Here is a 12,868-nt window from a genome sequence, read left to right as displayed (position 1 = left end):
CGCCGTGTCGATCGCGCTGCGGCCATGGGGACGACCGGGACGGCTGCCGATCGCCTCCGCCGTCGGGGCCGCCCTGATCGTGCTGTGGACGGCCGTCGCCCTGTTCTGGCCGCACCTGGTGCCGTACGACCCCGACGTGCAGCGCCCCCAGGACCGGTTCCTGTCGCCGGGCGGCGAACACTGGCTGGGCACCGACCAGTTCGGCCGCGACGTGTTCTCCCGCACGCTCGCCGGAGCGCGCCCCGTCCTGGAGGTGGCGCCGGCCGCGACCGCGCTGGCCGTCCTCGCCGGCACGACGATCGGGCTGGTCACGGGCGGGGTGGGCGGTTGGCTGGACGACGTGGTGATGCGGATCGTCGACGCCGTCGTGGTCTTCCCGGCCATCATCGCGGCCGTCCTGTTCGCGGCGCTCCTGGGCCGCTCCACGGAGGTGCTCGTCCTCGTGGTCGCGGCCGCCCTCACGACGCTGGTCACGCGCAGCGTGCGGGCGGCGACCCTAGTCGAACGCGAGAAGCCGTACGTCGAGGCCGCCCGGCTGCGCGGCGAACCCCTCTGGTCGCTGCTCGGCCGCGAGATCCTCCCCAACGTCCGCCGCACCGTGTACGTCGAGGTCACCTCCCGGCTCGGCGACGCCGTGTTCGCCGCCGCGACCCTCTCCTTCCTCGGCCTCGGCCAGCCACCGGGCTCACCGGAGTGGGGAGCGGCCGTCGCCGACAACCGGGTGTGGCTGAACAACGCGCCCTGGACGGTTCTCGCACCCTCCCTGGCGATCGTCTCGCTGGTGATCGGTGTCGCCCTGGTCGCGGACACCTCACGGCGGGCGGCGGGAGGCGGGGCCGGATGAGTACGGACGAACAGGGACTCGTGGTCGAGGGGTTGAGCATCGCGTACGGCTCCGCCCAGGTGCTGTACGACGTGTCGCTCACGGTCGCCCCCGGCGAGATCTTCGGCCTGGTCGGCGAGTCGGGCTGCGGCAAGTCGACCCTGGCGTACGCGCTGGCCCGCCACTTCGCGCCGGGCGGGCGGGTGCTCGGCGGCGGTGTGCGGCTGGACGCCACCGACGTACTGGGCCTCAACGGGCGCGGGTTGCGGGAATGGCGCGCGTCCCGGCTCGCCTTTGTGCACCAGGACGCGGCGGGTTCCCTCGACCCGACGATGCGGGTCGGCAAGCAGCTGGCCGAGGTCCTGCGCGGGCGTGGTCTGTCACGCGGTGAGACGGCCGATCGGGTCGTCGAACTCCTGCGCACGGTACGGCTGCCCGACCCGGAGCGGCTCGCACACCGCTACCCGCACCAGCTCTCCGGCGGCCAGCAGCAACGCGTCGTCATCGCCGCCGCCCTCGCCGCACAGCCCCGCCTGCTGATCCTCGACGAACCGACGACGGGACTCGATGCCTCGGTCGAACATGAAGTGCTCGGCCTGCTCAAGGAGCTGCGGGGCCGGCTGAACGCCGCCGTGGTCTTCGTCAGCCACGACCTCGGCCTCATCGGCAGGATGTGCGACCGCGTGGGAGTGCTGTACGCGGGACGCCTCGTCGAGACCGGTCCGGTCGGCGAGGTCCTGGCCGCCCCGGCCCACCCGTACACCGCCGGCCTACTGGCGGCGGTGCCGGTCCTCGGTGCGACGCGGCACGACCGCCCGCTGCGACCCGTGCCCGGACGGTTGCCGCTGCCGGGCGAGACCGCGACGGGCTGCGCCTTCGCGCCGCGCTGCGCGCTGGCCGATGACGCCTGCCGGGAGGCCGAACCCGCGCTGGACGCAGCGGCGGTACGGGGCCGGGCAGTGCGCTGCCTGCACCCGGGGGAGGCCAACACGGGGGTGCGTACGGCAGCGCGCAGCGCGCGGCCGAGGAATTCGTCCACGGTCCTCGTCGAAGTCCGGGACCTGGTACGGCGGTTCGGGCCCACGGTCGCGGTCGATCACGTCGATCTGACCATCCGCGAGGGCGAAGTCCTAGGCCTGGTGGGGGAGTCGGGCAGCGGAAAGACCACGCTCGCCCGGGCCATCGCGGGGCTCGCCCCGGACGGCGAAGGGAGCCTGCGGCTACATGGCGAACCCTTGCCCGCGCGCCTCGCCCGGCGCGCCGCGCGCCTGCGCCCGCGCATCCAGATGGTCTTCCAGAACCCGGAATCCTCCCTCAACCCCAGTCACACCGTGCGCACCGTCCTGAGGAGATCGCTCGCCACCCTCGGAGATCCCTCGGCCACGTCCCTGGAGGCGCTTCTGGACCGCACCCACATCGACGCCGACCTCCTCGACCGCCGCCCCGCTCAGCTCTCCGGCGGACAGAAACAGCGCGTCTCCATCGCCCGGAGCTTCGCCGGCAGCCCTGATCTGGTGATCTGCGACGAGCCCGTGTCCGCCCTGGACGTCAGCGTGCAGGCGGCGGTGCTGGAGGTGCTGGCCGACCAGCGGGACCGCACGGGGACGTCGTACCTCTTCATCTCGCACGATCTCGCGGTCGTCGGCCATCTCGCCGACCGGATCGCCGTCATGTACCGCGGCGTGATCGTCGAGGAGGGACCGGCGGCCGACGTGCTGCGCGGCCCGTCGCATCCGTACACCGCCCTGCTCGTCGAGGCGGCTTCGCACCCCGTGGCGACCGGCCCGCCGGAAGCGGCCACACCGGTGAAAGCCCCGGCACGGCCGAGCGGCTGCCGCTTTGCCGACCGCTGTACGCGGCGGATCGCCGGGCTGTGCGAGGACGTGCCGCCGCCGGAGAGAGACCTGGGAGCGGGCCATGTCGTGCGCTGCCACCTGGACCCCTCCGACCTGCCCGCCGGGATCCCGGCCAGCACCGCGCTGAGCGCGGCCGACCCCCTGTGAACCCATAACCGCCCGAGCACCGGGAGCCCTCATGACCACGACCGCGAGCACCGCCGCCGAGGAGTTCGCCGACCTGCCCAACACCCCTGTCATCCAGCGCCGTTGGGTGACCGTCGCCACCGGCGGCCATGTCGGCGGCGTCTTCTGGCACACGCAGAGGCCGGCCGTCGTCCTGCTGCACGACGCCGGTTCCAGCGCCCGGGCGTGGGACGAGGTGCTGCTGGCCCTGGACCGGCCCGCCGTCGCCCTCGACCTGCCCGGACACGGCCGCTCCAGCAGGCGGGGCCGGGGCGACTACCGTCCGCGCCGGCTGGCCGCCACGCTGGAGGAGACGATCCGCTCCTTCGCACCGGGCGGCGTGCCCGTCGTCGCAGTCGGGTTCGGTGCGCTGGCCGCGATCGCGCTGAAGGCGAAGTTCCCGCACAGCGCCGGGCGCCTCGTCCTCGTCGACGCGCTGCCCGGCACACTGTCACCGGGCCTGCGGCTGTGGCCCACGCCGAGCCCCGAGTTCGCCACCCGCGACGAAGCGGCGGCCTGGCTGGAAGGGCGTGGTGCGACCGACACCGCCCGCACGGCCGAACTGGAGACCGAGCAGGCCGCGGACGGCACCTGGTCCTGGCGCCACCACCTCGGCAGCCTGCCGTCCGACGCACCCACCGCCCTCGACGACGAGACGCTCTGGGAGCAGCTCTCCGCCGTCCCCGCCCCGTTGCTCGTCCGCACCGAAGGCGGCCCGCTCGACGCGGTGTCCCTCGACCGTTTCCGCGCCCAGGTACCCGACGGCGACATCGTCACCGTCCACCCGGATCCGCGGTCCCTCGCCGACGCCCTGCGCCCCCTGACCGACTGACCCCTGAAGGAGCACCCGTCATGTCCGACGACATCCCCGTCATCGACCTCGCCGCGGCCCTCGCCGAGGACGTCCCGGAGGACCTGCTGGTCACCGTGCGCCGCGCCGCCGAGACCATCGGCATCATCCAGGTCGTCAACCACGGCGTCCCCACCGAGGTGATCGCCGGGTTCAACGACGGCTTCCGCCGCATCCTCGACCTTCCCCGCGCGGAGAAGGAGCAGCTGACCAGTCCCACCGGACACCCCTACCGCGGCTGGCGCCAGTGGCCGGACGACTTCGGGCGCCTGGAGCTCGAACGGTTCAGCATCGCCCAGTACGACGACACGGACGGGGCCCGCGCCGCCGGACTGTCCGCCGAGCACGCCACCCTCTACGAGCACGCCAACGTGTGGCCGCCCCAGGAGCCCGGCCTGCGCGCCGCGACCCACCGCTACCACGACGCGTTCGTGGACGTCGCGCGCCGCGTCCTCGGCCTGTACGCGCGCGTGCTGGACGTACCCGCGGAGACGTTCCCGCTCGGCGACGACGTCTACACGACAGTGGTCGTCAACAACTACCCGAAGTGGCCCCACACAGCCGCCTCGGACGAGGAGAAGCTGCTGCTCCTGGAGCACGCCGACAGTTCCGTGATCACCGTGCTCCATCAGGAGGGCGACTACGCGGGCCTGCAGGGCCAGCGCCCCGACGGCACCTGGACCCCCGTACCGATCCGGCCCGACGCCCTTCAGGTGTTCACCGGCACCCTCCTGACCAACTGGACGGAAGGGCGGCTGCGCCCCGGACGGCACCGCGTGGTCGCCGGGGGCTCGGTGACCCGCCGCTCCTCCGCGGTGTTCGTCCACCCGGGCCTGGACACGGTCGTGGAACCGCTGCCGGCCTTCGCCGACCCGGAGGGCTCCGACTTCGAACCCGTGTCAGTGTGGGAGAGGGCCAGCGGCAGCGTCGAGGAGTACCTGCGGGTGTTCGGCCGCCCCGAGCAGCTCGCGGCCTGGCGGGAGAACCGCCCCTACGTCGCTGAAGTCACCGCGTGATCGAGCCGAAGGAGAGCCGCTCATGACGACATTCCCCACCGCGCGAGCCGTCCGGACCACCCCGGAGGGCCTCCTGTGGGAGCCCAGCGAGCGCTGGGTCCGCGGCCGTAAGGGCGACGTCACCGTCGTCGACAGCCGGCACCCCGTCCTCGTCTGGGAGCCCGGCGTCCCCGTCCCGCTGTACGCGTTCCCCCGCGCGGAGGTCCGCGAGGACCTGCTCCGCCCGGCGAAGAGCCCGCCGACGGGCGCCCACGCCGGATCACAGATCTTCTACGACCTCGCAGTCGACGGCGAACTCCTGGAGAACGCCGCCTGGACCTACCCCTCCGCCGACCTGGCCGATCACATCGCCTTCGAGTGGTTCCGGCGCACCGGCAAGGGCCTCGACCACTGGTACGAGGAGGAGGAAGAGATCTTCATCCACCCCCGCGACCCGCACAAACGCGTCGACGCCAGCCCCAGCAGCCGCCATGTCCAGGTCGAGATCGACGGCACGGTCGTCGCCGACACCGACCGCCCGGTCCTGCTCTTCGAGACCGGGCTGCCCACGCGGTACTACGTCCCGCGCGAGGACGTCCGACTCGAGCTGCTCGAACCCACGGACCTCAGCACCGGCTGCCCGTACAAGGGAACGGCGGAGTACTGGTCGTGGCGCGGCGAGGCCGACGTACCACCCGGCATCGTCTGGAGCTACCCGGATCCGCTGCCCGCGGTGGGCCCGATCAAGGGGCTCCTCGCCTTCTACAACGAAGCGGTCGACATCACTGTGGACGGCGAACGCCTGGAACGCCCCGTCACCCACTTCACCAAGACGCTCTCGAAGCCCTCGCGCACATGAGTCGGGACGCCTTCGCCGTCGTGTCCGTGACGCCCCCTCGGGATCAGGCTTCCGCAATGTGAGACCTGTCCGGAACCTATTGACCGAAGAGGCGGAGGTCTGCTCAACTCACGTTCCATGACCCCGCGCGTGGATTTGACTCGGCGGCGCCACATCGACCTGGCGCACGTCTCCAGCGCGTTCTGTTGCCGTTGATCCGGAGAGCGTGTAGCTGATCCGTAAAGCGGCTCTCGGCCCATCACTGCCTCCACGAGGGGTCGCGGTACGCACCGCGTGACCGTCTCCTTCGCCTGATCCTCTCTCCGCCGTTCCCCGGCCCGTTGGGGAGAAGTACGTGCGGCACACTCCAGGTGGACGAGGTGACGTGCGGTCAGGCAGCGATCGCGCGACCTCCACCACACGAGCCTGACCTTCATCCGGCACTCCTCGAGTAGTGGTCGGTCCCTCGCATCGCGCCCAGACCGAGTACTCCCTGCCCATCACCCGCTCACTCCGGCTCCCGCCATCCGGCTGTGCCCAAATTCCTTGAGAGGGACCTCCCATGTCTCCGTCCATCCGCAAGCTCACGGGCCGCATCGGCGCGCTCGTCGAGGGCGTCGACCTGGCGGCGCGCCCCGACCCCTCGACCATCGCGACGCTCCGCCATGTCCTCAACGAGCACAAGGCGATCGTGTTCGACAACGTGAACCTCGACAACGCCGGTCAGGAGTATGTGGCCGGGTGGTTCGGCGATCTGACAGCCGCTCACCCGAACGTGCCGGCCGCCGACGGTACGAGGAACGTGCTCGCCGTCGACAGCGAGACGTCCAAGGCGAACGAGTGGCACACGGACGTCACCTTCGTGGTCAACCCACCGCAGCTCACCACGCTCCGGTCCATCGTGACCACGCCGTACGGCGGCGAGACGCTCATCGCGAACGCGGCCGCGGCCTACCGCGACCTGCCCGACCCGCTCCGCGCCCTCGCGGACTCGCTGCGCGTCGTGCACACCAACCAGTACGACTACGCGCGCCCTTCGGCCACGACGGCGCTGCGGGAGGAGTACGACCGGGTCTTCGTCTCGACCCCGTACGAGACTGAGCACCCTCTCGTGCGGGTGCATCCGCTGACGGGCGAGCGCGGGCTGTTCATCGGCGGGTTCGCCAAGCGGATCGTCGGCCTGTCGAGCAGGGAGTCGGCGGATCTGCTGCGCATCTTCCAGTCGTACGTGACGCGACCGGAGAACATCCTGCGCTGGGCCTGGTCCCCCGACCAGCTGCTGATCTTCGACAACCGGATCACCCAGCACTACGGGGTGGACAACTACGACGACCACCCGCGTCGCCTCAACCGGGTGACGGTCGCGGGAGATGTGCCGGTCGGCGTCGACGGCCGCCGCAGCGAGCCGCTCGTCGGCGACGCCTCGCACTACAGCAGCGTCCTGGAGGTGGCGGCGTGACCGAGGTCAGCCTCAAGGCGCCGGCTGTGGAGCCGGCTGCCGAGACGCCACGCGCGACAAGTGGGCGCGAGGTCTTCCTGCCGCGCGACGCCCGCCGCCAAACGGTGTTCAGCACGCTCCGCGAGCGCCTGCGCTGGCCGCTGGGGATCTATACGACTCCGATCGTGGTCCTCATCGCCTGGGAGATCCTGGCCAGGGCCGGAGTGCTGAAGAAGACCTATGCCCCAGCGCCGACCTCCATCGTGAAGTCCGCCGTCGATCTGTGGCAGCAGGGCGTCCTCGGGCCGGATCTGGCGATCTCGCTGCAACGGGCCGGCATCGGGCTCGTGATCGGTCTGACGGTGGGCATCGTCACCGGGGTGCTCGGTGGTCTGCTGCGCAGCGGCGAGTATCTGTTCAACGGCGTCGTGCAGGTGCTGAACACGATCCCGCTGCTGGCGGTGCTGCCGCTGATGATCGTGTGGTTCGGCATCGACGAGCTCACGAAGGTGCTCCTGATCTCGTTCGGTGCAGGCGTTCCGATGTATCTCAACCTGTTCGCCGCGATCCGGGGTGTCGATCAGCGTCTGATCGAGATGGCGCGGACGACGGGCGCCGGCACCTGGCGCCTGGTCACCCGTGTCCTGGTGCCGGGAGCACTGCCGGGGTTCCTGGTCGGCCTCCGGTTCTCTCTCGCGTACAGCGTGCTGGGCCTCGTCGCCGCCGAGACGGTCAACGCGGACAAGGGTCTCGGCTTCCTCATCACTCAAGGGCAGACCTACCTGCAGACCAACCAGGTTTTCGTGGGGCTGGTGATCTACTCGCTCCTCGGTCTGCTCGCCGACCAGTTCGTCCGGGCTCTCGAGCGGGTGCTGCTGCGGTGGCGCCCCAGTTATGAGGCAGCATGACCACCACGGTTGCTACGCACAGCACGCAGCCCCGCCGGCAGGCCGGAGCCGTCGTCGAGAAGGTCGTCCGGCAGTTCGGTGACCGGGTCGTCCTCGACGACCTGGACCTCACCATCGCCGACGAGGAACTGGTGGTCCTGCTGGGCCCCTCCGGCTGCGGCAAGAGCACCCTCCTCAGGTTGCTCGCCGGTCTTGACCGGCCGGACGGCGGGCGGGTGGAGGTCCCGGCGAAGCGGGCGATCGTGTTCCAGGCCGACCGTCTGCTGCCGTGGCAGAGGGTTCTGCGCAACGTCACCCTCGGCCTGCACGGACCGGACGCCGACCAGCGGGCCCTCGACGTGCTCGCCGAGGTCGGACTCTCGGGCCGCGAGAAGGCGTGGCCCAAGGAGCTGTCCGGCGGCGAGGCCCAGCGAGTGTCGCTGGCGCGGGCGCTGGTCTCCGAGCCCGAACTCGTGCTGCTCGACGAGCCCTTCGCGGCGCTCGACGCGATCACGCGGCTGCGCATGCACGACCTCGTGCGGGCGCTGAGGAGTAAGCACCACGCGGCCATGCTCCTCGTCACCCACGACGTCGACGAGGCGATCGCGCTGGCCGACCGCATCGTCGTCATGAGTAACGGACGCATCGGCACCTCCCACCTCGTCGAGCTGTCCGCCGCGGACCGCGAGGCGAGCATCGCGCGAGAGGAGCTGCGCTCCGCACTTCTGGAAGACCTCGGTCTGGCCAACCAGCGCTGACTTCCCCCACCACACCCAATGGCCTCTGCCACCACAGCACAGAAAGCACGTGAGAACTCATGTCCAGAAGATCCTCCCGACTCGCCGCCGCCGGCCTGCTCGCCCTGGGGAGCACCCTCGTCGCCTGCTCATCGACGTCGGAGGCAGCCGCGCCCCTGAGCAGCGTTAGCGGATCGGGCGCCGGCAGCCACCCCGAGTGGAAGAAGTACAGCTTCACCATCGGTGACAACGGCGGTGACGGCAGCGAGGAACTGGCGAAGATCACCGGCGTGTTCGACAACGCGCCCTACAAGGTGAAGTTCGCCCGCTTCACCTACGGGCCGCCGCTCGTACAGGCCGCCGCGTCGGGCGACATCGACCTGGGAGCCGTCGGCGACGTACCGCCGATCACGGGCGCCGCGAAGGAGTACGGCTTCAAGGTCGTGGCCGTCAACCGGTCGCTCACGCCCACCCAGTCGAACGAGAACATCATCGTTCCCAAGGGATCGAAGCTGAAGACGCTCGCGGACCTCAAGGGCAAGAAGATCGCCGTCCCGCAGGGCAGTTCGGCTCATGGTCTGGCCCTGAACGCGCTCAAGAGCGTGGGCCTGAGCCCCAAGGACGTGAAGCTGGTCTTCCTCGACCCGGCGGCCGGCGCCACGGCGTTCAACACCGGCAAGGTCGACGCCTGGTCGATCTGGAACCCGCAGTCGGCGATCGCGGTCAAGAACGGGGCGCGGATCCTGGCGAAGGGTCTCCCGCCGATCGACCAGACGAGCAGTTACTACGTCGCGAGTGAGAGTTCGCTGAACGACAAGACGAAGCGGGCGGCTCTCACCGATGTCCTGCAGCGGCTGGCCCACGAGTTCGCCTGGGCGATCAAGCACGAGGACAAGTACGCGCAGGCGATCTCCAAGGAGGAGGGCATCCCCCTGGACGATGCCAAGGCGTCCCTGAAGGCCTTCGAGACCCGGGTGACCCCGGTGGAGAAGTCGGACATCGCGGCGGAGCAGAAGCTCGCCGACGCCTTCCTGGAGGCGGGCCAGATCACCAAGAAGGTCGATGTCTCGTCGATCACCGACAACCTGCTCCCGGCCGGCTTCGACAGCTCGAAGCTGCAGGTCGGCTGAGCAGGCTCGACTCCCTCAGATCACGAAAGGAGAGCACGCGTGAGCGAGACAGGACGCCGGCTCCATCTCAACGCCTTCCTCATGGAGGCGGGTCACCACGAGGCATCGTGGCGGCTCCCGGACAGTAATCCACGAGCCGACTTCGACCTGCAGCACTGGATCAGGCTGGCCCAGCTGGCCGAGAGTGCCAAGTTCGACTCGCTGTTCCTCGCGGACGGCCCGGCGATCATCGGCACCGGCGAGTTCCGGCCACCGGGGCAGCTCGAACCGTTGACGCTACTGACCGCGCTGTCCCAGGCGACCAGCAGGATCGGACTCATCGCGACGGTGTCGTCGACGTACAACGAGCCCTACAACCTCGCGCGTCGGCTCGCCTCGGTCGATCACGTCAGCGGCGGCCGCGCAGGCTGGAACATCGTCACCTCGGCGGGCGCCGACGAAGCGGCCAACTTCGGCCTCGACAACCGCCCCGACCACGCCGAACGCTACGCCCGGGCCGACGAGTTCCTGCACATCGCCAAGGCACTGTGGGACAGCTGGGAGTCCGAGGCCGTCGTCGCGGACAAAGCCACAGGGCGCTACGCCAACCCCGCGCGGATCCACAAACCGGCCCACCGGGGCAGGTACTTCTCGGTGGCCGGCCCGCTCAACGTCGAGCGGCCACCGCAGGGTTACCCGCTGCTCGTCCAGGCCGGCTCCTCCGAGGACGGCAAGGACTTCGCGGCACGGCACGCCGAGGCGATCTTCACCGCACACCAGACGTACGAGCGCGCGGCCGACTTCTACGGCGACATCAAGGCGCGGACCAGGGCCGCGGGACGTGACCCGGACGGCGTGATCGTCCTGCCGGGAATCGTCCCGTACATCGGCTCCACCGAGGAGGAGGCCCGCGCGCTGGCGAAGCACTTCGACGACCTGCGCATTCCCGAGTACGGGCTGCGCCAGCTGGCCGCGGTCTTCGAAACCGAGCCGTCGGTGTTCGAACTCGACGAACCCCTACCGGACTTCATCCTCGCGCGGCCCAAGCTCGAGGGATCACAGAGCCGCTCCGACCTGATCATCGAACTTGCTCTACGCGAGAAATTGACGGTCCGTGAGATCATCTCGCGACTGGGAGGCGGCCGCGGTCACTTCGAGTTCATCGGTACGCCCGAGCAGGTGGCGGACACGATCATCACTTGGTTCGAGGGCGGTGCCGCGGACGGGTTCAACATCATGGCGCCCGCCCTGCCCTCGGGCCTGGAGACCTTCATCGATCAGGTACTGCCGATCCTGCGCGGCAAGGGCCTTTTCCGCGAGGAGTACGAAGGCGCAACCCTCCGCGAGCACTACGGTTTGCCCGTGCCGGCCAACCAGTTCCACCACGCAGAGACACAGGTGCCCGGCGTCTGACTCGTCTGTACCTGGGCCGCGATCAAGGCCGCGCAGGCGGGCGTCGACGTCGCCCTGGTCGACAAGGGCTACACGGGCGCGAGCGGTGCGACGGCATCGGTCGCTCGGCGGGTGTCGGCGCGAGCTCGGTCGGGGCAAGGGGAGGGCGCTCGGTACCCGTACCGCGATCGGGCCCGAGTTCCCGGAATGAGCCATGACCGATCCCACTGAAGGGGATTTCTCGGTTGTCGAACGACCTGGGCGAGTGACAAGCGACCGGCCCCGGCATGGGCGGCCGGCACTGACGGCTGGACCGGGCTGTCGCTCCCGCGGCGGACCGGGTGGGAGCACACCGTGGAACACGTGCGCCTCTGCAGAGCCGGTGTGCGCCGGATGTGGCGTTGGTCGGGTGGCGCATCCCGTGCCGAGCGATCCGTTCGCTCAGCGGGCCGAAGACCGGCAGGTCGACGGCGACACCGACGAGCAGGACCAAGAAATTGGCCAGGAGAACGCCCAGCCATGCCTCGGCCCCGCCAGACAGCCGGGGAGCGCCCCCGGCATCACGATGTGCCAGGACCCGCGCAGCCCGGTCGCGCCCAGGCCTCCAGGGGGTGGCGAACCCATGTTCGTCACCCCCTGGGAACTCATCGGGTCCGGTTGTCGTTACTCGGCGCCGAGACCGGCGTCGTCGACCGCGTCCTTACCGCCGGCCTTGAGGACCTTGTTGAGCAGTGCGAGGTCGTAGACGCCCTTCAGATTGGGCTTCTCCAGCAGACCGGCCTTGACCGCGTGCTGCGCCTCGGTGCTGAGGGTGGCGGCCAGCGGGTCGTCGAGGAAGGTGATGGACTTCCAGGCGGGGTCGATGACATTGGCGGGCAACGCCTTGCCCGACAGCTTCTCCAGCGCCGCGTTGGCGGACGCCTTCGCCTTCTCCGGGTTGGCGTTGATCCACTCGTTGGTCTTCACGGAGCCGCGCAGCACGGCCTCGACGACGTCGGGGTGCTCCTTGAGGAACTTCTGCGACACGATGATGTTCGTGATCACGAACTTCTTGTCGGGCCACAGGGTCGACTCGTCGAGCAGTACCTTGCCGCCCTCCGCGACCAGCTTGGACGCGGTCGGCTCCGGCACCCAGGCGCCGTCGATGGCACCGGACGCGTAGGCGTCCGGGGTGATCTTGTTGTCGGTGCGGACCACCGACACATCGCCCTTGCCGGTGTTCGCGTCGACCTTCCAGCCCTGGTCGGCGATCCAGTTGAGGAACGCCACGTCCTGGGTGTTGCCGAGCTGCGGGGTCGCGATCTTCTTGCCCTTGACGTCGTCCAGGGACTTGATCTTCTTCGGGTTGACGACGAGCTTCACGCCGCCGGAGGCGGAACCGCTGATGATGCGCAGGTTCTTGCCGTTCGACTTGGTGTAGCCGTTGATCGCGGGGGAGGGACCGATCCAGCCGATGTCGATGGAGCCTGCGTTCAGCGCCTCGATCTCGGAGGGGCCGGCGTTGAAGGTGGACGGCTTGATCGTGGTGCCGCCGAGCTCCTTCTGGAGCAGACCCTCCTGGACGCCCACCAGAGCGGTGGCGTGCGTGAGGTTGGGGAAGTAGCCGATCTTCACCTCGTCGGCGGAGAGCTTCTTGGCGCCTGCCGCGACCGCGGTCTGCTTGCCGTCGTCGGTGGAGTTGGAACCGTAGCCGCAGGCGGTGAGCAGGAGGGGGAGCGCGGCTATGGCGGCAATGGTGCGCAGGGTGGTGAGCGGTCTCGCGGCAGACACGGAGGTGT

At 70.0% G+C, this 12,868-nt stretch carries 11 protein-coding genes and 1 pseudogene; 10 read left to right on the top strand and 2 right to left on the bottom strand.

Features of this window, described 5'->3' with window-relative positions; genetic code table 11:
• The first annotated feature begins 4 nt into the window (after positions 1-4).
• The 10 genes from CRP49_RS37715 to CRP49_RS37670 all read left to right on the top strand — a co-directional run bounded on the left by CRP49_RS37715 (position 5) and on the right by CRP49_RS37670 (position 11,111).
• Entirely contained in the window at positions 5-844 is an 840-nt protein-coding gene (locus CRP49_RS37715) for an ABC transporter permease (protein WP_257033868.1), read from the top strand.
• Entirely contained in the window at positions 841-2,826 is a 1,986-nt protein-coding gene (locus tag CRP49_RS37710; protein WP_097257916.1) for an ABC transporter ATP-binding protein, read from the top strand. The genes CRP49_RS37715 and CRP49_RS37710 overlap by 4 nt, the downstream gene beginning before the upstream one ends.
• Before the next feature lie 31 nt (positions 2,827-2,857).
• A complete protein-coding gene (locus CRP49_RS37705; protein WP_097257915.1) occupies positions 2,858-3,676 on the top strand; it encodes an alpha/beta fold hydrolase in 819 nt (272 codons plus the stop codon).
• Between the two features lie 20 nt (positions 3,677-3,696).
• Positions 3,697-4,710, top strand: a complete 1,014-nt coding sequence (locus CRP49_RS37700) for a 2-oxoglutarate and iron-dependent oxygenase domain-containing protein (RefSeq protein WP_097257914.1) — start codon at positions 3,697-3,699, stop codon at positions 4,708-4,710.
• A gap of 22 nt (positions 4,711-4,732) precedes the next feature.
• Positions 4,733-5,548 (top strand): DUF427 domain-containing protein, encoded by an 816-nt coding sequence (locus CRP49_RS37695; protein ID WP_097257913.1) that lies wholly within the window; start codon positions 4,733-4,735, stop codon positions 5,546-5,548.
• Positions 5,549-6,089: 541 nt separating this feature from the next.
• Positions 6,090-6,986 carry a TauD/TfdA family dioxygenase gene (locus CRP49_RS37690; RefSeq protein WP_097257912.1) on the top strand — a complete coding sequence of 299 codons (897 nt, stop codon included), beginning with the start codon at positions 6,090-6,092 and terminating at the stop codon, positions 6,984-6,986.
• Complete coding sequence (locus CRP49_RS37685; protein ID WP_097257911.1) at positions 6,983-7,873, top strand: ABC transporter permease; 891 nt, start codon at positions 6,983-6,985, stop codon at positions 7,871-7,873. Before CRP49_RS37690 ends, CRP49_RS37685 begins: the two co-directional genes overlap by 4 nt.
• On the top strand, positions 7,870-8,610 hold the full coding sequence (locus tag CRP49_RS37680) for an ABC transporter ATP-binding protein (protein ID WP_097257910.1): 741 nt from the start codon (positions 7,870-7,872) through the stop codon (positions 8,608-8,610). The genes CRP49_RS37685 and CRP49_RS37680 overlap by 4 nt, the downstream gene beginning before the upstream one ends.
• Positions 8,611-8,669: 59 nt before the next feature.
• A complete protein-coding gene (locus CRP49_RS37675; RefSeq protein ID WP_097257909.1) occupies positions 8,670-9,719 on the top strand; it encodes an aliphatic sulfonate ABC transporter substrate-binding protein in 1,050 nt (349 codons plus the stop codon).
• An 81-nt stretch (positions 9,720-9,800) separates the two neighbouring features.
• Positions 9,801-11,111, top strand: a complete 1,311-nt coding sequence (locus tag CRP49_RS37670) for an LLM class flavin-dependent oxidoreductase (protein ID WP_097259237.1) — start codon at positions 9,801-9,803, stop codon at positions 11,109-11,111.
• Positions 11,112-11,591: 480 nt separating this feature from the next.
• Here CRP49_RS37670 and CRP49_RS49415 read toward each other — a convergent pair.
• Positions 11,592-11,690 (bottom strand): annotated as a pseudogene (locus tag CRP49_RS49415) (ABC transporter permease); the annotation flags it as partial.
• A 63-nt stretch (positions 11,691-11,753) separates the two neighbouring features.
• On the bottom strand, positions 11,754-12,860 hold the full coding sequence (locus CRP49_RS37660; protein WP_097257908.1) for an aliphatic sulfonate ABC transporter substrate-binding protein: 1,107 nt from the start codon (positions 12,858-12,860) through the stop codon (positions 11,754-11,756).
• Positions 12,861-12,868: the final 8 nt, after the last annotated feature.

The organism is Streptomyces sp. Ag109_G2-15, assembly GCF_900215565.1.
GTDB classification, from domain to species: Bacteria; Actinomycetota; Actinomycetes; order Streptomycetales; family Streptomycetaceae; genus Streptomyces; species Streptomyces diastatochromogenes.
The sequence above is the reverse complement of the archived record's forward strand: the minus strand, read 5'-3'. Positions and strand labels throughout refer to the sequence as shown.

Excerpts from the sequence above, each read along its gene's own strand:
- CRP49_RS37675 (WP_097257909.1), top strand. The coding sequence starts at position 8,670 with ATGTCCAGAAGATCCTCCCGACTCGCCGCCGCCGGCCTGCTCGCCCTG.
- CRP49_RS37705 (WP_097257915.1), top strand. The coding sequence starts at position 2,858 with ATGACCACGACCGCGAGCACCGCCGCCGAGGAGTTCGCCGACCTGCCC.
- CRP49_RS37710 (WP_097257916.1), top strand. The coding sequence starts at position 841 with ATGAGTACGGACGAACAGGGACTCGTGGTCGAGGGGTTGAGCATCGCG.
- CRP49_RS37670 (WP_097259237.1), top strand. The coding sequence starts at position 9,801 with ATGGAGGCGGGTCACCACGAGGCATCGTGGCGGCTCCCGGACAGTAAT.
- CRP49_RS37680 (WP_097257910.1), top strand. The coding sequence starts at position 7,870 with ATGACCACCACGGTTGCTACGCACAGCACGCAGCCCCGCCGGCAGGCC.
- CRP49_RS37690 (WP_097257912.1), top strand. The coding sequence starts at position 6,090 with ATGTCTCCGTCCATCCGCAAGCTCACGGGCCGCATCGGCGCGCTCGTC.
- CRP49_RS37695 (WP_097257913.1), top strand. The coding sequence starts at position 4,733 with ATGACGACATTCCCCACCGCGCGAGCCGTCCGGACCACCCCGGAGGGC.
- CRP49_RS37700 (WP_097257914.1), top strand. The coding sequence starts at position 3,697 with ATGTCCGACGACATCCCCGTCATCGACCTCGCCGCGGCCCTCGCCGAG.